The following is a 17963-nucleotide window of genomic DNA, read 5'->3' on the forward strand; positions in this document are numbered from 1 at the left end:
GCATACTATTGGGTCCTGGAGGACCAGCCGGCTCGCCCTTTGTGGGTGGGTGGACTGAGACTTCTGACCCGCGGTCACGGAACGTGTTGTTCGTTGATTGCGGGATCGGCCGTACGTTGAGAACTACACAGTGGACGCGAGCATCTTAGCCAGCGTTGAGCGCGCTTCCCGTTTGCGGGGGGTGTGGTTGATGGTGGCTGATTTACTTTAATTTCATTGGTCGCGCATCGTCTGTGATTCTTTCGGGATGATCGGGTGGGTGCGTGTTCTAATTGATTGCTTATGTGATTTCAAGTTTCAAAGAGCAAACGGTGGATGCCTTGGCATCTGGAGCCGAAGAAGGACGTAGTAATCTGCGATAAGCCTCGGGGAGCCGATAAACGGGCTGTGATTCGAGGATTTCCGAATGGGGAAACCCCGCCAGGGCGCGTGCGTACCTGGTGACTCCCGCCTGAATATATAGGGCGGGTAGAGGGAACGTGGGGAAGTGAAACATCTCAGTACCCACAGGAAGAGAAAACAACATGTGATTCCGGTAGTAGTGGCGAGCGAACCCGGATGAGGCTAAACCGATCGTGTGTGATACCTGGCAGGGGTTGCATGGTCGGGGTTGTGGGACATGCCGGAAGACGCTGCTGAGTCTTCGACGTGAATGTGTAGCTATAGGAGAACCGCTTGGAACGGCGGACCGGAGTGGGTGAGAGTCCCGTATCCGAAATGGTGGCACTGCGTGGTGTGTATCCCAAGTAGCACGGGGCCCGAGAAATCCCGTGTGAATCTGTCAGGACCACCTGATAAGCCTAAATACTCCCAGATGACCGATAGCGGACTAGTACCGTGAGGGAAAGGTGAAAAGTACCCCGGGAGGGGAGTGAAAGAGTACCTGAAACCGTTTGCTTACAATCCGTCGGAGCCAGCTTGTACTGGTGACGGCGTGCCTTTTGAAGAATGAGCCTGCGAGTTAGCGATATGTGGCGAGGTTAACCCGTGTGGGGTAGCCGTAGCGAAAGCGAGTCTGAATAGGGCGATTCAGTCGCATGTCCTAGACCCGAAGCGAAGTGATCTATCCATGGCCAGGCTGAAGCGACGGTAAGACGTCGTGGAGGGCCGAACCCACTTAGGTTGAAAACTGAGGGGATGAGCTGTGGATAGGGGTGAAAGGCCAATCAAACTTCGTGATAGCTGGTTCTCTCCGAAATGCATTTAGGTGCAGCGTTGCGTGTTTCTTGCCGGAGGTAGAGCTACTGGATGGCCGATGGGCCCTACAAGGTTACTGACGTCAGCTAAACTCCGAATGCCGGTAAGTGAGAGCGCAGCAGTGAGACAGTGGGGGATAAGCTTCATTGTCGAGAGGGAAACAACCCAGATCGCCAACTAAGGTCCCTAAGCGTGTGCTAAGTGGAAAAGGATGTGGAGTTGCTGTGACAACCAGGAGGTTGGCTTAGAAGCAGCCACCCTTGAAAGAGTGCGTAATAGCTCACTGGTCAAGTGATTCCGCGCCGACAATGTAACGGGGCTCAAGCACACCACCGAAGTTGCGGCATTCATATAACAGGTAGGCCTTCGTGGTCCAGCCGTATGGATGGGTAGGAGAGCGTCGTGTGGCGAGTGAAGCGGCGGAGTGATCCAGTCGTGGATGCCACACGAGTGAGAATGCAGGCATGAGTAGCGAAAGACGGGTGAGAAACCCGTCCTCCGGAAGACCAAGGGTTCCAGGGTCAAGCTAATCTGCCCTGGGTAAGTCGGGACCTAAGGCGAGGCCGACAGGCGTAGTCGATGGACAACGGGTTGATATTCCCGTACCGGCGGTAAACCGTCAAAGACCTAACCAGTAGTGCTAAACAAACCAAGACTTGGTGGATCCTTCGGGTGAAGCCGGGTGGCGGCTGTGAACCCGAACTGGGGTGGTGAGCGTGAGGTGTGACGCAGGAAGGTAGCCAGTGCCGGGCGATGGTTGTCCCGGTGTAAGTATGTAGCCTGTCACTTTTTAAGAGATCGTGACGTGAAGGGTGAGATACGATGCGGACCCGTATGGGGAAGCTGGTGATCCTATGCTGCCGAGAAAAGCATCGACGTGAGGTTTGCTGTTGCCCGTACCCCAAACCGACTCAGGTGGTCAGGTAGAGAATACTCAGGAGATCGAGATAATCATGGTGAAGGAACTCGGCAAAATGCCCCCGTAACTTCGGGAGAAGGGGGGCCATCCACTTATACGGATTTACTCCGGAAAGGGTGTGGTGGCCGCAGAGACCAGTGGGAAGCGACTGTTTACTAAAAACACAGGTCCGTGCCAACACGCAAGTGGACGTATACGGACTGACGCCTGCCCGGTGCTGGAAGGTTAAGAGGAGAGGTTAGACTTCGGTCGAAGCTTTGAATTTAAGCCCCAGTAAACGGCGGTGGTAACTATAACCATCCTAAGGTAGCGAAATTCCTTGTCGGGTAAGTTCCGACCTGCACGAATGGCGTAACGACTTCCCAGCTGTCTCCACCGTGAACTCGGCGAAATTGCAGTACGAGTAAAGATGCTCGTTACGCGCAGAAGGACGGAAAGACCCCGTGACCTTTACTACAGCTTGGTATTGGTGTTCGGTGTGGCTTGTGTAGGATAGGTGGGAGACTGTGAAGCTCGGACGCTAGTTCGGGTGGAGTCATTGTTGAAATACCACTCTGGTCATATTGGATATCTAACTACGGACCCTGATCGGGTTCTGGGACAGTGCCTGGTGGGTAGTTTAACTGGGGCGGTTGCCTCCCAAAAAGTAACGGAGGCGCCCAAAGGTTCCCTCAACCTGGTTGGCAATCAGGTGGCGAGTGTAAGTGCACAAGGGAGCTTGACTGTGAGACTGACAGGTCGAGCAGGGACGAAAGTCGGGACTAGTGATCCGGCAGTGGCTTGTGGAAGCGCTGTCGCTCAACGGATAAAAGGTACCTCGGGGATAACAGGCTGATCTTGCCCAAGAGTCCATATCGACGGCATGGTTTGGCACCTCGATGTCGGCTCGTCGCATCCTGGGGCTGGAGTTGGTCCCAAGGGTTGGGCTGTTCGCCCATTAAAGCGGTACGCGAGCTGGGTTTAGAACGTCGTGAGACAGTTCGGTCCCTATCCTCTGCGCGCGTTGGAGATTTGAGAGGATCTGACCCTAGTACGAGAGGACCGGGTTGGACGGACCTCTGGTGTGCCAGTTGTTCTGCCAAGGGCATGGCTGGTTGGCTACGTTCGGGATGGATAACCGCTGAAAGCATCTAAGCGGGAAGCCGGCCTCGAGATGAGATCTCCCTACCCCTTAGCGGGTGTGAGGCTCCCAGTAGATGACTGGGTTGATAGGCCAGATGTGGAAGCACGGCAACGTGTGGAGCTGACTGGTACTAATAAGCCGACAACTTGACTTACATCCCACCACACCACGACCCCGGTCGCGTGTGTGCGTGAGAAATAAGCACCAAAGCAAATCGTAACGATGTATCGCGTCCACTTTGTGGTTCCCAACAGACGGCCCACACCCACCCCCTGAACACGCAACACCCCCAGGGGACGGTGTGCCACATGTTGATAGAGTTACGGCGGCCATAGCGTCAGGGAAACGCCCGGACACATTCCGAACCCGGAAGCTAAGACTGACAGCGCCAATGGTACTGCGAGGGGGACCTCGTGGGAGAGTAGGACACCGCCGGACACCCTTTCAGAGGCCCCGAGCACCCCACCATCGCAGGTGAGGCGCTCGGGGCCTTTTTCATGTTCCGGCTCTGTTCCGACTCCGTGCCGTGGATCCGGCCACCCGTACCGGGGAACCCGCGATCTGTGCCCTGTGACCGGTCGTTCCCGCTGCAGAATCTGCGTATCCGCGCCGCAGGGTCGGCGGAGCAATGGGCGCGAGGGTCTCTGCTACCGGTCCGCGCAGACTTCCCCCGGACCGTTCCGATAGAATCGTATTCCGAGAACAGCACACTGCGATTCAGACGGAAGCGGGCCGCCTATGGGAGCGATGATGAGCATGCTGCTCGTCCTCGCTCTGAGTGCCGTCGTCATTCATCCGATCGTGCGGCGCTTCGGACGCCGCGCCTTCATCGGTCTTGCGCTGCTCATGGCGGCCGCCTTCGCCGTGCTCCTGTGGTGGGCGCAGCCCGTGTTCTCAGGTGCGGTGCTCGTCGAATCTGTCGAGTGGGTCCCGCAGCTGGGGATGACGCTCACGCTCCGGCTCGACGCGGTGTCGGCACTGTTCGCGCTGCTCGTCACGGGCGCGGGCGCGCTCGTGCTGCTCTACTGCACGAACTACTTCGACGATGGCGAGACGGGCCTCGCCCGATTCGCCGCAGTCTTCATGGGCTTCGCGACGTCGATGCTGGGGCTCGTGCTCGCCGACGACCTCTACCTGCTCTTCATCTTCTGGGAGGGGACAACGGTCTTCTCCTTCCTGCTGATCGGGCACGCGACCCGGTTGCGCACCGCGAACGCCGCCGCGCTGCAGGCCCTCATGGTGACCACTCTGGGCGGTCTCGCGATGCTCGTAGGTTTCGTGCTGCTCGCGCAGCAGACGGGTACCTCGCTGCTCTCGGAGATCGTTTCAGCGCCGCCGAGCGGTCCCATCGCAAGCGTTGCGGTCTTCCTGGTGCTCGCGGGTGCGCTCTCGAAGTCGGCGATCTTCCCGTTCCACTTCTGGCTGCCCGGCGCCATGGCGGCACCCACCCCCGTGAGCGCCTACCTCCACGCGGCGGCGATGGTCAAGGCGGGGGTGTACCTCATCGCCCGCGTCAGCCCGGGGTTCGGCGATGTGGTCGGGTACCGTGAGACGCTCGTCGTGCTCGGCGCCATCACGATGCTCAATGGCGGGGTGCGTGCGCTCAAGCAGTTCGACATCAAACTCGTCGTCGCGCACGGCACCGTCAGCCAGCTGGGCATGCTGGTGATGGTCTTCGGGATCGCGGACCCGCGCGCCGCGTTCGCCGGGCTGGCGCTGCTGTTCGCCCACGCACTCGCCAAGGCGCCCCTGTTCCTGGCGGTCGGGATCATCGATCACTCCACGGGCACTCGCGATCTGCGAAAGCTGTGCGGTGTGGGCCGGCGCATGCCGGTGCTCGCCCTGATCACGACCGCGGCGACCGCTTCGATGGTGGGTCTTCCGCCGTTTCTCGGGTTCGTGGCCAAGGAGTCGGCACTCACCGAGCTGCTCCGGATCGGCGCGGACGAACCGCTCGCTCTGTTTGCATTCGCGGTTCTGGTGGTCGGAAGCATGCTCACCGTCGCATACATGGGGCGCTTCCTGTGGGGTGCGTTCGCAGACAAGCCCGGCACCGTCGAGTGCGCCGTCGTGCATCGTCCCGGGTGGAGCATCTGCATCGCACCTGCCGTGTTCGCCCTCGCCGCGCTCGCAGGCGGCGTGTTCTCGTCGGCGCTCGATCCCGTTCTGCAGGCCACCGTTCCGGGCGCGCACCCCGAGCACCTCGCGCTGTGGCACGGTCTGACCGTCGAGCTCGGGACCTCTGTAGCGGTCATCGCGGTGGGTACACTGCTCGCAGTGGTGCTCTCGCGCCGCACAGCGCAGCTTCCGGCGCTGCCCGAGCGGTTCTCCGCATCGCACGCGTACTGGGTCGTGACCCACTGGGTCGACAGTCTCGCGGTCAAGGTCACCTCGCTGACTCAGCGCGGCTCCCTGCCCTTCTACCTCGCGGTGATTCTTATCGTGGTTGTGGTCGCGCTCGGCGGAACGCTGATCGCGACGGGGGAGTGGCCGAACACCTTCGAGTTCATGAGCTCGCCGGTGCAGATCCCGATCGCGATCATCGTGATCGTCGCGGCGATCTTCTCGCTGCGCGCGCGGACTCGCTTTCAAGCGGTCGTGCTCGTCGGCGTGACCGGATACGGCATGGCGGCCGTCTTCGCGATGCACGGCGCACCTGATCTGGCACTGACGCAGGCGCTCGTCGAGACGGTGACGCTGATCGCCTTCGTCCTGGTGATCCGCCGCCTCCCGCAGCGCCTCGGGAGCCGGTCGACGCGCCGCGTGCGCTGGGGGCGGGGGGTCATCGGTGCCGCCGTCGGCCTGGTGATGGGCGCCTTCGCCGTCGTGGCGCTCGGATCCCGCATCGCCGATCCCATCTCGCTCCAGCATCCCGCGCTGGCGTACGCCGGCGGGCACGGCGCGAATGTGGTCAACGTGATGCTCGTCGACATCCGCGGCTGGGACACGATGGGCGAGCTCTCGGTGATCCTCGCTGCGGCGACCGGCGTCGCCTCGCTCGTCTTCCTCAGCACGCGTGCCGATCTCCGTCCGAAGCTCAGCCGTCGCGACGCGCGCTCGCAGGCGCGCGAGCACCTGCTGCGCATCGCCGATCCCGACGATCCGGCGAGCCGGGTCTCGTGGCTGCTCGCCGGGCGCCACCTGAACCCGGCGCGCCGTTCCATTCTGCTCGAGGTCGTCGTGCGCCTGCTCTTCCATGCGCTCATCATCCTCTCGATCTACCTGCTGCTGACCGGACACAACACTCCCGGGGGCGGCTTCGCGGGAGGTCTCGTCGCCGGTCTCGCGCTCGTGGCGCGCTATCTCGCCGGCGGCAGGTACGAACTCGGTGCCACGGTGCCCCTCGACGCCGGCCGAATTCTCGGCATCGGTCTGGCGCTCTCGGTGTCCATGGCGCTGCTGCCGATGCTCTTCGGGCAGGCCGCGCTCGCGTCCGCCTGGGTCGATGTGGATCTCGGGCCGTTCGGGACGCTGCCGCTGGTGACCTCGACGCTCTTCGACATCGGCGTGTACCTGGTGGTCTTCGGGCTCATCCTCGATGTCCTGCGCAGCCTCGGTGCGGAGATCGACGAGCACGAGGAAGCCGATGTCGCGGCCTTCGCGGAAGAAGGAAAAGAGGTGAGCGCGCGATGACGATGCCTCTCGTGCTGGTCGCCGCCATGGTCGTGCTGTACGCCTGCGGCGTATACCTCATGCTCGACCGGACCCTGACCCGCGTGCTGCTCGGATTCCTGATGGTGGGCAACGCGACGAACCTGCTCATCTTCCTCATGTCGGGCTCGTTCGGCGTCGCACCCATCGTGGGCAACGGGTCCGCGGAAGAGATGAGCGACCCGTTGCCCCAGGCGTTCATTCTGACCGCGATCGTGATCACCTTCGGGGTCAGCGCGTTCCTGCTCGCGCTGATCTACCGCTCCTGGCGTCTGGCGCACGACACGGATGACACGGTGCAGGACGACGAGGCGGATCTCGAGATCGCCGCGACTGAAGCGCTCACGACCGTCGAGGTAACGGACGAGGACCTCGCAGAGGCCCCGGAATTCGTCGACGCCGATGCCGATGAGCACCCGGGCACCGGTGCGGGCGTCGATACGGACCGGGCCCCCGCATCCGCAGAGCCCGCCGGCGACACGACCGGCGACGGGGAGGCGAGCCGATGACCGCACTCGTTCCCCTGGTCGTGCTGATCCCGCTCGCGGGCTCCGCACTGGCGCTCGCCGTGCCTGGCCACCGCAGACTGCAGCAGGGCATCACGCTCATCGCGCTGACTCTGGTGCTCCTGCTGAGCGGCGTGCTCATGTGGCTCGTCGACGCTCAGGGTGTGCTCGTGATGGAGGTGGGCGGCTGGGCGGCGCCGTTCGGGATCGCGCTGGTGGTGGATCGGGTCTCGGCGCTCATGCTGGCCGTCTCGGCGGTGGTGCTGCTGGGCGTGTTCCTGTTCTCCATCGGCCAGGGCCTGGCCGACGGAGACGAGGATACGCCGGTCTCGATCTACTATCCGACCTATCTCGTGCTCGGTGCGGGCGTGTTCAACGCCTTCATCGCCGGCGACCTGTTCAACCTCTACGTCGGATTCGAGATCCTGCTCGTGGCGAGCTACGTGCTCATCACTCTCGGCGGCACGGTGCAGCGCATTCGAGCCGGCGTCACCTACGTCATCGTGTCGCTCGTCTCCTCGGTACTCTTCCTCGCGGCCATCGCGCTCATCTACGGCGCCACGGGAACGGTGAACATGGCGCAGCTCACGGTGCGCATCGCGGAACTGCCGAGCGAGATGCAGCTGCTGCTCAACCTGGCGCTGCTGATCGCGTTCGGGATCAAGGCCGCGGTGTTCCCCCTGTCCTTCTGGCTGCCCGACTCCTACCCGACGGCTCCCGCCCCTGTCACCGCGGTCTTCGCGGGGCTGCTCACCAAGGTGGGCGTGTACGCAATCATCCGCAGCCAGACGCTGCTGTTCCCAGATTCGAGCGTCGACGGCGTGCTCATGGTGGTGGCGGGTCTCACCCTTGTCGTCGGCATTCTGGGCGCGATCTCGCAGCTCGACATCAAGCGGCTGCTCTCCTTCACGTTGATCAGTCACATCGGGTACATGATCTTCGGCATCTCCATGGCGAATGCCGCAGGGTTCGCCGCAACGATCTACTACATCGCGCACCACATCATCGTGCAGACGACGCTGTTCCTCGCGGTGGGCCTGCTCGAGCGGAAGGGCGGCACGACCTCGATCTCGGGGCTCGGCGGAATGCTGCGCAGCGCACCCGTGATCGCTGTGCTCTTCTTCATCCCGATGCTCAACCTGGGGGGAATCCCGCCGTTCTCCGGGTTCATCGGGAAGGTGGGCCTCTTCACGGTCGCCGCCGAGTTGCAGACCCCGGGCGCATACTGGCTGATGGGTGTGGGCGCGCTCGTCTCGCTGCTGACGCTGTATGCGCTCGCCCGGGCGTGGGTGCTCGCGTTCTGGCGCCCGCGGAAGCGACCGGAGCAGCTGGTCGACACCGGTGCGATCCAGATCCGCGGGACGGAGGGCAAGCCGACCACCGAGGCGCTCATGCTGCGTCGGCGCGAGGAAGAGCTCTTCGAGCGGCTGCAGGACGCCCCGGACGCGCAGCCGACGCAGGAGCAGAAGGAGACCCCCCGCCTCATGACCGCGGCGACCGCCGGCATGGTTGCAGTGAGCGTTGCGCTGACCGTGTTCGCGGGCCCTCTCTACGCCTACGCCGATCGGGCGGGGCGCAACATGGCGGTGCCGGGGGAGCTGGCGCAGCTCGTGCTCGGCGATACGCCCGGCCAGCTGGGCGGCGGTAGTGGAGACACGCAACCCGAGGAGACGACGCCATGAGCCGGGGCGAAGAGCCGAGCGCGGCGCGGCGGGTCGAGTGGGGCGTTCGACTGCACGAACTGCCGCTGCTCGTCGGCCTAGTGCTGCTGTGGGTGATGCTCTGGCACGAGGTCTCCCTGCTCTCGATCCTGAGCGGCACAATCGTCGCGATCGTCGTCATGCGGGTCTTCTATCTGCCTCCCGTCGAGCTCGCGGGCCGGTTCAACCCCTGGTACGCGGCGCTCTACGTCGGCTACTTCTTCTGGCACCTCGCTGTCGCGTCCTGGCAGGTCGCGTGGCTGGCGGTGCGTCCCGGGCCGCCGCCGCCGACCTCGATCATCGCGGTCCGGCTGCGTACGCGATCGGACTTCATCCTCACGATCGTCGGGCTCACGATCTCGCTGCTGCCCGGGTCGCTCGTCGCCGAGGTCGACCGTTTCGCGTCGGTCCTCTATCTGCATGTGCTGGACACTCCGAGCCAGCGCGAGATCAGCGCGATGCGCCGAGAGGTGCGTCGCATCGAGCGCCTGCTGATCCTCACGGTGGGGTCGAAGCAGGAGATCAGGGGGCTGACATGAGCGCGGTGATGCTGGCACTCGCGATCGCGGCCGGCACGGGCCTCACCGTGACGGCGCTCGCGGCGATCGTGAGGATCGTGCGCGGGCCGACGATCCTCGATCGGATGGTCGCCTCTGACGTGCTGCTGACGACGCTGATGCTGGCGGTGGGCATCGACATGGTGGTGCGGGGGCACACCGATACGATCCCGCTCATGACGGTGATCGCGGCGACCGCGACATTCGCCACGATCGTCGTCGCCCGATTCGTCAAGCGTCGCGCCGAGCAGCCAAAGATCCAGAACCGGGGAACGGGGGCCGGACATGTCTGACATCGCAGTCGTCGAGCAGATCATGGACGTCGCCGCGATGGTGTGCGTCTTCCTCTCCGCAGTGCTCTCCGTCGCGGCGGGGATCGGCCTGCTGCGCTTCCCGGACGCGTTGAGCCGGCTGCACGCGGCTACGAAGCCGCAGATCTTCGGGCTGCTGCTGGTGATCGCGGCGATCGCCCTCGACCAGCGGTCCATCGCGACGCTGCTCGCGCTCGTGCCGGTGTTCGTCTTCCAATCGCTCACCGCGCCGGTGGCCGCCCACATGGTGGGTCGTGCCGCGTATCGCACGGGGCAGCTCGACACCGAGACGCTGGTGGTCGACGAACTCGGGCCCGCCATCGAGCGGGCCAACGAGGGAAGGGACTGAGCCTGTCGATCCGAGTCGGGTCGAGAAACTTCCGCTCACGGGTGTCGGGGCGTCGACCCGCGCCTCATGACGGCAGGCGCAGTCGGGCGTCGAAACCGTCGACGTGCAAGCCCTCGGTGGTGGGGGAGAGCACCAGGAGCGTGAGCCCGCGAGGCCAGTCGCCGCGAAGGTGGGCGTTCAGCACCGGCACCAGGGGGTCGATCTCGGGGCAGGGATCGGGGGCGAGGTCGATCAGGACGAGATCGGATTCCCGGGACCCGTTCCCGGTCACCAGCTGCTCGAGGGCGCGACTCGCGTCGTGTCCGCATCGGACTCGGCCGACGTGCTCGTAGTCCTCCACCTGGATGTCGTGGGGGAGCAGCACCAGCGGCCGGTGCACCGGATCCCGGGCGAACATCGAGAGGATGCGGAGCGCATCTTCGGTCCATCGATCGAGAAAGTCGCCGGTGAACAAGAACTTCAGGGGCGCCTCCGCAGCCGGGGTCAGATGCGCCACGGGAGCACCGCCCACGGGCCGTCGCTCGCCGGGTCGAGCGCCGTGCGCATGATCATCGAGGTGATCGCCGCCTGACGCGACCCTCGCCGTTTGAGCTCGCCGTCGCTCGAGAACATCGCACTGCCCACCGCGTAGCTGCGGCCGAACGCCGCCCAAGACGCGAACTCGCGTCTCGCGATCTCATTCACATGGCCGATGAGCCGGAGGGATTTGGAGCGAGACAGGAACCCCAGTCCCACGCCCCAGACACTCACCGCGACCGCCTGCGCCAGGGCGAAGGCGTCGAGGCTGATCACCGCCTCGACCGAGTCATCCGGGCCGGCTCCGAGTTCTTGCTCGTACCCCTGGATCGCGTCGACGAACGCACGCGCCCGGTCGCCGTCGATCCCGTCGCGGGCGATGGCCGTCAGCCACGCGTGCGGTGTCGGCTCCGATCTCTCGGCCAGTCGGCCGCGCAACTCGAGCATGCGACGCCACTCGACGTTCTGGTGCCGGTGGTTGACGAGCTCGAATGCGGCGATAAGCACGTCTGCCGTCGAGTCGAGCTGCCAGGACTTCTGCAAGTGCTGCTTCTCCGTGTCAGAGAGGGCGCTCGCCGTGGGATCGTTCCAGTTCGCGCCCATGAGCACGAGCGGCTGGAGGCCGAGAGCGAGCAGGTTCGCCTCGCGGGAATCGATCGGGTGGCTCTCGTGGGCGCGGAGCCGGTCAGGCTCAGTGATGACGTTCATGAGGGGTGGGAGCTGCCTCTCGCCGAGAATCTACTGTGCTGCTCTCCCAATTGCGCCCGAACCTCGCGGTCCAGTGCACCCCAACGTCATTCTAGGACACGATGCTGTGCGTCGGCTGCTGCTCGGTGCGAACACCGGCGCGCTCCCGGGAGCCGTCCCCCAGGAGCGCGCCGGTGTTCGCACCGAGCGGCCGGACCGCTCAGGCGTCCACGAGGTAGCGGCTGTATGCGGGAACGGTGAGGAAGGTGGGGAAGTCGTCTCCCAACGCCACATCGGCGAACAGCTCGGCCGCATCGTCGAAGCGGTCCCCCTCGAAGCGCGCGAATCCGTCGACGGTCTCGCGCACCAGCGCGGCCACCCACTCCCGAGTGATCGGGGTGCCCTCGGCCGTGGACTGATCCTGGTGGATCCACTGCCAGATCTGCGAGCGGCTGATCTCGGCCGTGGCGGCGTCCTCCATCAGGTTGTCGAGCGCGACGGCCCCGAGACCGCGCAGCCAGGCCTCGATGTAGCGGATCCCGACGGACACGTTGTCGCGCACGCCGGCCTCGGTGATATCGCGCCCGATGCGCACGTCGAGCAGTTGGGCCGCGGTCACGTCGACGTCGTCGCGCTGACGATCCACCTGGTTGGGCCTGCGCCCGAGCACGGCGTCGAACTCGGCCCGGGCGACCGGGATGAGATCGGGGTGCGCCACCCACGTGCCGTCGAAACCGTCGTTCGCCTCGCGGTGCTTGTCGGCGCGCACCTTCTCCTCGGCCCGGGCGGTGACCTCGGGATCGCGCCGGTTCGGGATGAACGCGCTCATGCCGCCGATCGCGTGGGCGCCCCGCTTGTGGCACGTCTTGACGAGCAGCTCGGTGTAGGCCCGCATGAAGGGCACGGTCATGGTGACCTCGCTGCGATCCGGGAGCACGAAGCGGGCCCCGCGGCCGCGGTAGTTCTTGATGATCGAGAAGATGTAGTCCCACCGCCCGGCGTTGAGGCCCGCGATGTGATCGCGCATGACGTAGAGGATCTCCTCCATCTCGAAGGCGGCGGGCAGCGTCTCGATGAGCACGGTCGCGCGGATCGTGCCGTGAGCGAGGCCGAGGGCCTGCTCGGTGTAGGTGAAGATGTCGTCCCAGAGCTTCGCCTCCTCGCTCGACTCGATCTTGGCGATGTAGAAGTAGGGCCCCCGCCCGCGCGCGACGAGCTCCTCGGCGTTGTGGAACGCGTAGAGTCCGAAGTCGACCAGGCTGCCGGAGGCGGCTCCGGCGCGGCCCTGCGCATCGACGAATCTGAGGTGCTTCTCGACCAGGTGCCACCCTCGCGGCCGCATGACGATCGTGGGAGTGCGCTCGGCGGTGACGCGATACTGCTTGCCCTCGGGGCTCGTGTACTCCAGTCGCCCGCGGATCGCGTCGAACAGCGAGAGCTGCCCGCCGATCACGTTGCGCCAGGTCGGGCTGGTGGCGTCCTCCTGATCGGCGAGCCAGACCTGCGCACCCGAGTTCATCGCATTGACCGTCATCTTCGGGTCGGTAGGGCCGGTGATCTCGACGCGACGATCCTCGAGACCGGGGCCCGCTCCGGCCACCCGCCACGAGTCGTCCTCGCGAATGGCCCGGGTGTCCTCGCGGAACTTCGGATCGCGCCCGTTGCCGATCTCGTAGCGGCGGCGCTGCCGCTCGGCGAGCCGTTCATGGCGGCTGCTGGCGAATCGGTGATGCAGCTCGGTGAGGAACTGCAGGGCATCGGGGGTGAGGATCTCGTCGCTGCGGTCGAACGGGCGACCGAGAACTTCGATGCGGGCGGTGCCTGAGGAGATGGCGGTCTGACTTGACAGTGGAGCCGCCTGCATGGTGGTCATGATCTGATCCTTCGTGTGGGTGATTGCGGGGTAGTTCCATCCTGGGGGAGCCGAAGGGCCCCCGAGGGGTGAGTTCGGGGATGAAATTCTGCGATTCTTCTGCTTGCCGGAAGATCGGGCCTCTGGCACCATGGGGGCATGACACTTCTCGAAACGGGAGCCGACGCCCTTCGGAGCGCCGAGCTCGACCCGGAGGAGGGCGGCGACGCTCTCACGCTCGGCCGGCGCATCCGGGAGCGGCGCACTCGGATGGGCCTGACGCTCGAACAGCTGGCGTCAGCGGTCGACCGGGCGCCGTCGCAGCTCTCGGCGATCGAGAACGGCAAACGCGAGCCCCGGCTTCCGCTGCTGCGCGCGCTCGCCGCAGCCCTCGACTCCACCGTCGACGAGCTGCTCGTCGACGAGGCCCCGAGTGAGCGCGCCGCCCTCGAGATCGCGGTGGAGCGCGCGCAGCGGGGAGCCGTATTCAGGTCGCTGGGAATACAGCCGATCCGCGTGTCCAAGGCCACGAGTGACGAGACCCTGCAGGCGATCCTCGGCCTGCACCAGGAGGTGGAGCGCCTGCACCGTGAGCGCGCCGCGACGCCCGAGGAGGCGCGTCGCGCGAACACCGAACTGAGGCGCGACATGCGCGTCGCGGGCAACTACTTCCCCGAACTCGAGCGAGCGGCGGCGCAGCTGCTCGACAGTGTGGGGTACGTCGGCGGGCCGGTGTCGCAGCAGACCATCTCGACCGTTGCCGAGAAACTGGGCTTCAGCCTGCACTACGTCTCCGACATGCCGCACTCGACGCGCTCGGTGATCGATCGCCGCAACGGCCGCATATATCTCAGCAGCAACCTCCCGTCGCGCGACGCGCGGGCGCCGATTCTGCGCGCGCTCGCCAGTCTCGTCTGCGGGCATGAGGAGCCGCGCAACTACGGCGATTTCCTGCGTCAGCGGGTCGAGGCCAACTACCTGGCCGGCGCGGTGCTGCTGCCCGAGGAGGCGACCGTGGCGCAGCTCTCGGATGCCAAGCAGCAGCGCCAGATTTCGATGGAGGATCTGCGCGACGCCTTCGCGGTGTCGTACGAGATGGCGGCGCACCGCTTCACGAATCTCGCGACCGAGCGTCTCGGCCTCGAAGTGCACTTCATGAAGGCGCACGAGTCGGGCACGCTGATCAAGGCGTACGAGAACGACGGCGTGCGCTTCCCGTCGGACGCGCTCGGCAACTTCGAGGGCGCGACCGTGTGTCGCAACTGGACGGCGCGCACGGTGTTCTCTCAGCCCGACCGGTTCAACCCCTGGTACCAGTACACCGACATGGCCTCAGGCGGCACCTACTGGTGCACATCCCGCGTGGAGAAGGCGAAAGAGGGCCTCTACTCGGTGAGCGTCGGAGTGCGCTTCGAGGACGTGAAGTGGTTCCGCGGGCGTGAGACCTCGCACCGCTCGCAGTCGTTCTGCCCCGATGATCAGTGCTGTCGGCGCGCCTCGAGCGACCTCACCCGCAAGTGGGAGGCGGCGGCGTGGCCCGAGGCGGCCACCCCCACCAGTCTGCTCGCTGCCCTGCCCACCGGCACCTTCCCGGGTGTGGACTCCAACGAGGTCTACGCCTTCCTCGAATCGCACGAGTGAGTCCGACACGGATCCCCGTCCGATTTTTCGTGCGCGGAGGTGCGCGCCCGCCCGCGGCTGCGATAGCGTAGAGGAACGGGGGCGAACGGCCCGCCGTGTGGTTCGAGAGTCAAGAAGGGGTGATGACGTGAACACTGAGAATCATGCTCGTCGCGCCGACAATACCGAGGTGCGCTCCACTCAGCAGTTCCGGGATGATCTGGGGGCGATGATCCGCACCCGGGTGACCGATCTGACGATCGACGAGCGCGAATCGGTCGAAGCCCTTCCGTCCGGCGCCGCTCTGCTCGTGGTGCGTCGCGGCCCCGATCTCGGGGCGCGTTTCCTGCTCGATCAGGACGTGACCGTGGCGGGGCGCCACCCCGCGGTCGATATCTTCCTCGACGACGTGACCGTCTCTCGACGGCACGCCGAGTTCCGCAGGAGCGGCACCGCGTTCTCGGTCGTCGACCTGGGGTCGCTCAACGGCACCTTCTGCGACGGAGCGCGCATCGACGGCGAGGTCCCACTGCAGGACGGCGCCGAGGTGCAGGTCGGCAAATTCCGCTTCACGTTCTTCGCCTCGCGTTTCGACCTGGGCGAGGGCGCCTAGCATGGCGGCCGCGCAGGCCGATCAGCGCGCGCCGGGTCTCCTCAGCATCGGCCAGGTGCTGGCGCGTCTCCAGGTCGATTTCGCGGATCTGACCCCGTCGAAGCTCCGTTTCCTCGAGGAGCAGGGGCTCGTGACCCCCGAGCGCACGAAGTCCGGGTACCGCAAGTTCTCGCAGGAGCACATCGAGCGCCTGCGGCTGATCCTCACCCTGCAGCGTGACCACTACCTTCCGCTGAAGGTGATCGCCGAGCTGCTCGACGAGATGGACGCGGGGCGCGATCCGCTCATTCCCGGAGCGGCGTCTCGCAGCGCGTCGAGCATCCTCGCTCCGAAGCGCGTGCTCAGCAGCGACGAGCTGCGACGCGCGACCGGGGCGAGCGCACGCTTCCTCGGGGAGGCCATCGCGGCCGGGCTCCTGCCGGCTGCCGAGGTGTTCCCCCACGACGCCGTCGCGCAGCTCTCCGCGCTCCTCAAGCTCGCCGAGCAGGGCATCACGCCGCGGCATCTGCGTGCGCTGCGGGTCTCGGCAGAGCGGGAGGCGGAGCTCATCGCGCACGCGGTGTCGACGCGCGGGCTGAAGAGCGGCACGCCGGCGGGCACGGAGGGGTCGCTCGAACTCGCTGGGCACCTCGAGACCGTGCGCTCCGGCGTGTTGCGCAGGAGGTTCGGCGGCCTCTGAACGGGCCGTGATCGGCGTCGTTTCAACCTTCAACCTCAAGTAGAGGTCGACACGCCCAAATTGATGCTCGGCGGTCGTTGCACGGGGGTGCTCATCTGGGTAGCGTTGATGGAGTTCGGCGCACGTGCACGCGGCGCCTCGGAGAGAGGAACACGATGGAGCACACCCAGCAGCCGTCCGGTGACGCGGTCCCTCCGTCGGCACCAGCACCGGGTGCGCAGCCGCTCTCGATCGATTCCGATCTGCTCTTCGACGACGGCCTGCCCCGCCCCAATCAGGACGGCGGCTTCAAGGGCGCCACCGCGGCGCGAGCCGCGGGCATCAGCTATCGTCAGCTCGACTACTGGGCCCGTACCGGCCTCGTCGAACCGACTGTGCGTGGCGCCCAGGGGTCGGGATCGCAGCGCCTCTACGGCTTCCGCGACATCCTCGTGCTGAAGCTCGTCAAGCGACTGCTCGACACCGGCATCTCACTGCAGCAGATCCGGACCGCGGTTGCGCAGCTCCACGAGGCCGGAGTGCACGATCTCTCGCAGACGACCCTCATGAGCGACGGCGCCAGCGTCTATCTCTGCACCTCCAGCGACGAGGTCATCGACCTCGTCAGCCGCGGTCAGGGCGTCTTCGGCATTGCCGTCGGCAAGGTGCTCCGCGAGGTCGAGACCTCGCTGGTCGACATGGATGAGCATCGCGAGCAGGCCGAGGCCTCGGTGGACGAACTCGCCGCGCGGCGCCAGACGCGCAAGAAGATCTCCTAACGGGAGCGGCTCGCGCAGACCGCGGGCAGACCGCGGACCGGGCTCGCGCAGGATCCTCCGCGAGCCTACTTGGCAGCTCGCGCGGCGTCCATGCCCGCGGAGCGGAGCACCCGATCGAGCACCAGGTCGAAATTCGCGGCCATCTCCTGCGACGCCTCGCCGGGCCACATGTGCACCGGCTTCGCGGCGCCCTGCGCCTGCTGCAGCGACGTGCGCTCCGGAAGCTGGGGGTTCAGCACGAGAGGGCCGAACATCTCGCGCAGCTCGCGGATGCGGAACTGGTGCTCCATCGACTGGGGCTGCGTGCGATTGATCAGGATGCCCAGCGGCTGGAGGCGCGGGCTCACACCGCGGCGGATCTCCTCGATGGCGCGCAGGGCGCGGTCCGTCGCCGCGACGGCGAAGAGGCTCGGTTCGGCGACCACGAGCACTCGGTCGCTCGCCGCCCACGCGGTGCGAGTCAGCGCGTTGAGCGACGGTGCGCAGTCGATGAGCACGAGGTCGTACTCGGATTCGACCACGGCGAGCGCCTCTTCGAGCTTCCAGATGTCGCGCGTCGAGGGGTGCGGGCCGTCGAAATTGATGGCGGACGGACTGCCGACGAGCAGGTCGATCGCTCCGCCCTCGTGGTACTCGTTCCACCCGCTGTGCGCGATCGCCGACCGCACCGTCTTCTCCTTGGGGCTCTCGAGCACATCGGCCACGTTCGCATAGCCCTCGGGGTTCACCGCGAGACCGGTCGATACATCGGACTGGGGATCGAAGTCGACCACCAGGGTCCGCAGCCCGCGGGAGAACGCGGCGGAAGCGAGGCCGAGCGTCACGGTGGTCTTGCCGACCCCGCCCTTGAGGGAACTCACACTCAATACATGCACGCGACAAGTTTAGTCGATGCCCGCTGGGGAACGTCCAGGCCCGAGGCGGC

14 protein-coding genes and 2 rRNA genes are annotated in these 17963 nt (G+C 65.6%); 12 read left to right on the forward strand and 4 right to left on the reverse strand.

The annotated features are described in order from the left end of the window. Positions 1 to 288 precede the first annotated feature (288 nt). The 8 genes from EVS81_RS14540 to mnhG all read left to right on the forward strand — a co-directional run bounded on the left by EVS81_RS14540 (position 289) and on the right by mnhG (position 10313). A 23S ribosomal RNA gene (locus tag EVS81_RS14540) occupies positions 289 to 3393 on the forward strand. A gap of 167 nt (positions 3394 to 3560) precedes the next feature. Continuing rightward, a 5S ribosomal RNA gene (gene rrf, locus EVS81_RS14545) occupies positions 3561 to 3677 on the forward strand. Between the two features lie 309 nt (positions 3678 to 3986). Continuing rightward, positions 3987 to 6872, forward strand: coding sequence for a Na+/H+ antiporter subunit A (locus EVS81_RS14550; RefSeq protein ID WP_130111009.1), 2886 nt, complete (start codon positions 3987 to 3989; stop codon positions 6870 to 6872). After that, entirely contained in the window at positions 6869 to 7399 is a 531-nt protein-coding gene (locus EVS81_RS14555) for a Na(+)/H(+) antiporter subunit C (protein WP_130111010.1), read from the forward strand. Before EVS81_RS14550 ends, EVS81_RS14555 begins: the two co-directional genes overlap by 4 nt. Beyond that, on the forward strand, positions 7396 to 9078 hold the full coding sequence (locus tag EVS81_RS14560) for a Na+/H+ antiporter subunit D (protein WP_130111011.1): 1683 nt from the start codon (positions 7396 to 7398) through the stop codon (positions 9076 to 9078). The genes EVS81_RS14555 and EVS81_RS14560 overlap by 4 nt, the downstream gene beginning before the upstream one ends. Next, positions 9075 to 9635 (forward strand): Na+/H+ antiporter subunit E, encoded by a 561-nt coding sequence (locus tag EVS81_RS14565; RefSeq protein ID WP_130111012.1) that lies wholly within the window; start codon positions 9075 to 9077, stop codon positions 9633 to 9635. The genes EVS81_RS14560 and EVS81_RS14565 overlap by 4 nt, the downstream gene beginning before the upstream one ends. Continuing rightward, on the forward strand, positions 9632 to 9946 hold the full coding sequence (locus tag EVS81_RS14570) for an MrpF/PhaF family protein (protein ID WP_130111013.1): 315 nt from the start codon (positions 9632 to 9634) through the stop codon (positions 9944 to 9946). The genes EVS81_RS14565 and EVS81_RS14570 overlap by 4 nt, the downstream gene beginning before the upstream one ends. Further along, positions 9939 to 10313, forward strand: coding sequence for a monovalent cation/H(+) antiporter subunit G (gene mnhG, locus EVS81_RS14575; protein WP_130111014.1), 375 nt, complete (start codon positions 9939 to 9941; stop codon positions 10311 to 10313). The genes EVS81_RS14570 and mnhG overlap by 8 nt, the downstream gene beginning before the upstream one ends. Before the next feature lie 64 nt (positions 10314 to 10377). On the opposite strand, the gene EVS81_RS14580 is transcribed toward mnhG, so the two are convergent. The 3 genes from EVS81_RS14580 to aceB form a co-directional block, all read right to left on the reverse strand. After that, positions 10378 to 10809, reverse strand: coding sequence for a hypothetical protein (locus EVS81_RS14580; RefSeq protein WP_130111015.1), 432 nt, complete (start codon positions 10807 to 10809; stop codon positions 10378 to 10380). Then, positions 10797 to 11537 carry a DUF1266 domain-containing protein gene (locus EVS81_RS14585; RefSeq protein WP_130111016.1) on the reverse strand — a complete coding sequence of 247 codons (741 nt, stop codon included), beginning with the start codon at positions 11535 to 11537 and terminating at the stop codon, positions 10797 to 10799. The genes EVS81_RS14580 and EVS81_RS14585 overlap by 13 nt, the downstream gene beginning before the upstream one ends. A gap of 199 nt (positions 11538 to 11736) precedes the next feature. Next, entirely contained in the window at positions 11737 to 13389 is a 1653-nt protein-coding gene (aceB, locus tag EVS81_RS14590; protein ID WP_130111017.1) for a malate synthase A, read from the reverse strand. A 138-nt stretch (positions 13390 to 13527) separates the two neighbouring features. Between aceB and EVS81_RS14595 the strand changes: the two genes are divergently transcribed. From EVS81_RS14595 to EVS81_RS14610, 4 genes are all read left to right on the forward strand, one after another. Further along, the gene (locus tag EVS81_RS14595) at positions 13528 to 15009 is read left to right on the forward strand and encodes an XRE family transcriptional regulator (protein ID WP_130111018.1); all 1482 of its coding nucleotides are present in this window, start codon (positions 13528 to 13530) and stop codon (positions 15007 to 15009) included. A 127-nt stretch (positions 15010 to 15136) separates the two neighbouring features. Then, positions 15137 to 15601 carry an FHA domain-containing protein gene (locus EVS81_RS14600; RefSeq protein WP_130111019.1) on the forward strand — a complete coding sequence of 155 codons (465 nt, stop codon included), beginning with the start codon at positions 15137 to 15139 and terminating at the stop codon, positions 15599 to 15601. A 1-nt stretch (position 15602) separates the two neighbouring features. Next, positions 15603 to 16280, forward strand: coding sequence for a transcriptional regulator FtsR (gene ftsR, locus EVS81_RS14605; RefSeq protein WP_130111020.1), 678 nt, complete (start codon positions 15603 to 15605; stop codon positions 16278 to 16280). Between the two features lie 155 nt (positions 16281 to 16435). Next, the gene (locus EVS81_RS14610) at positions 16436 to 17038 is read left to right on the forward strand and encodes a MerR family transcriptional regulator (protein WP_240739876.1); all 603 of its coding nucleotides are present in this window, start codon (positions 16436 to 16438) and stop codon (positions 17036 to 17038) included. Positions 17039 to 17103: 65 nt separating this feature from the next. Here EVS81_RS14610 and EVS81_RS14615 read toward each other — a convergent pair whose 3' ends face one another. Further along, positions 17104 to 17913 carry a ParA family protein gene (locus EVS81_RS14615; RefSeq protein WP_130111021.1) on the reverse strand — a complete coding sequence of 270 codons (810 nt, stop codon included), beginning with the start codon at positions 17911 to 17913 and terminating at the stop codon, positions 17104 to 17106. Between the last annotated feature and the right edge of the window lie 50 nt (positions 17914 to 17963).

It is taken from the genome of Leucobacter triazinivorans, from assembly GCF_004208635.1.
In the GTDB taxonomy this organism is placed as follows: domain Bacteria; phylum Actinomycetota; class Actinomycetes; order Actinomycetales; family Microbacteriaceae; genus Leucobacter; species Leucobacter triazinivorans.

Bases quoted from the DNA above. Each gene is read 5' to 3' on its own strand.
- EVS81_RS14550 (WP_130111009.1), top strand. From the start codon at position 3,987: ATGATGAGCATGCTGCTCGTCCTCGCTCTGAGTGCCGTCGTCATTCAT.
- EVS81_RS14555 (WP_130111010.1), top strand. From the start codon at position 6,869: ATGACGATGCCTCTCGTGCTGGTCGCCGCCATGGTCGTGCTGTACGCC.
- EVS81_RS14560 (WP_130111011.1), top strand. From the start codon at position 7,396: ATGACCGCACTCGTTCCCCTGGTCGTGCTGATCCCGCTCGCGGGCTCC.
- EVS81_RS14565 (WP_130111012.1), top strand. From the start codon at position 9,075: ATGAGCCGGGGCGAAGAGCCGAGCGCGGCGCGGCGGGTCGAGTGGGGC.
- EVS81_RS14570 (WP_130111013.1), top strand. From the start codon at position 9,632: ATGAGCGCGGTGATGCTGGCACTCGCGATCGCGGCCGGCACGGGCCTC.
- mnhG (WP_130111014.1), top strand. From the start codon at position 9,939: ATGTCTGACATCGCAGTCGTCGAGCAGATCATGGACGTCGCCGCGATG.
- EVS81_RS14585 (WP_130111016.1), bottom strand. From the start codon at position 11,537: ATGAACGTCATCACTGAGCCTGACCGGCTCCGCGCCCACGAGAGCCAC.
- aceB (WP_130111017.1), bottom strand. From the start codon at position 13,389: ATGACCACCATGCAGGCGGCTCCACTGTCAAGTCAGACCGCCATCTCC.
- EVS81_RS14595 (WP_130111018.1), top strand. From the start codon at position 13,528: ATGACACTTCTCGAAACGGGAGCCGACGCCCTTCGGAGCGCCGAGCTC.
- ftsR (WP_130111020.1), top strand. From the start codon at position 15,603: ATGGCGGCCGCGCAGGCCGATCAGCGCGCGCCGGGTCTCCTCAGCATC.
- EVS81_RS14610 (WP_240739876.1), top strand. From the start codon at position 16,436: ATGGAGCACACCCAGCAGCCGTCCGGTGACGCGGTCCCTCCGTCGGCA.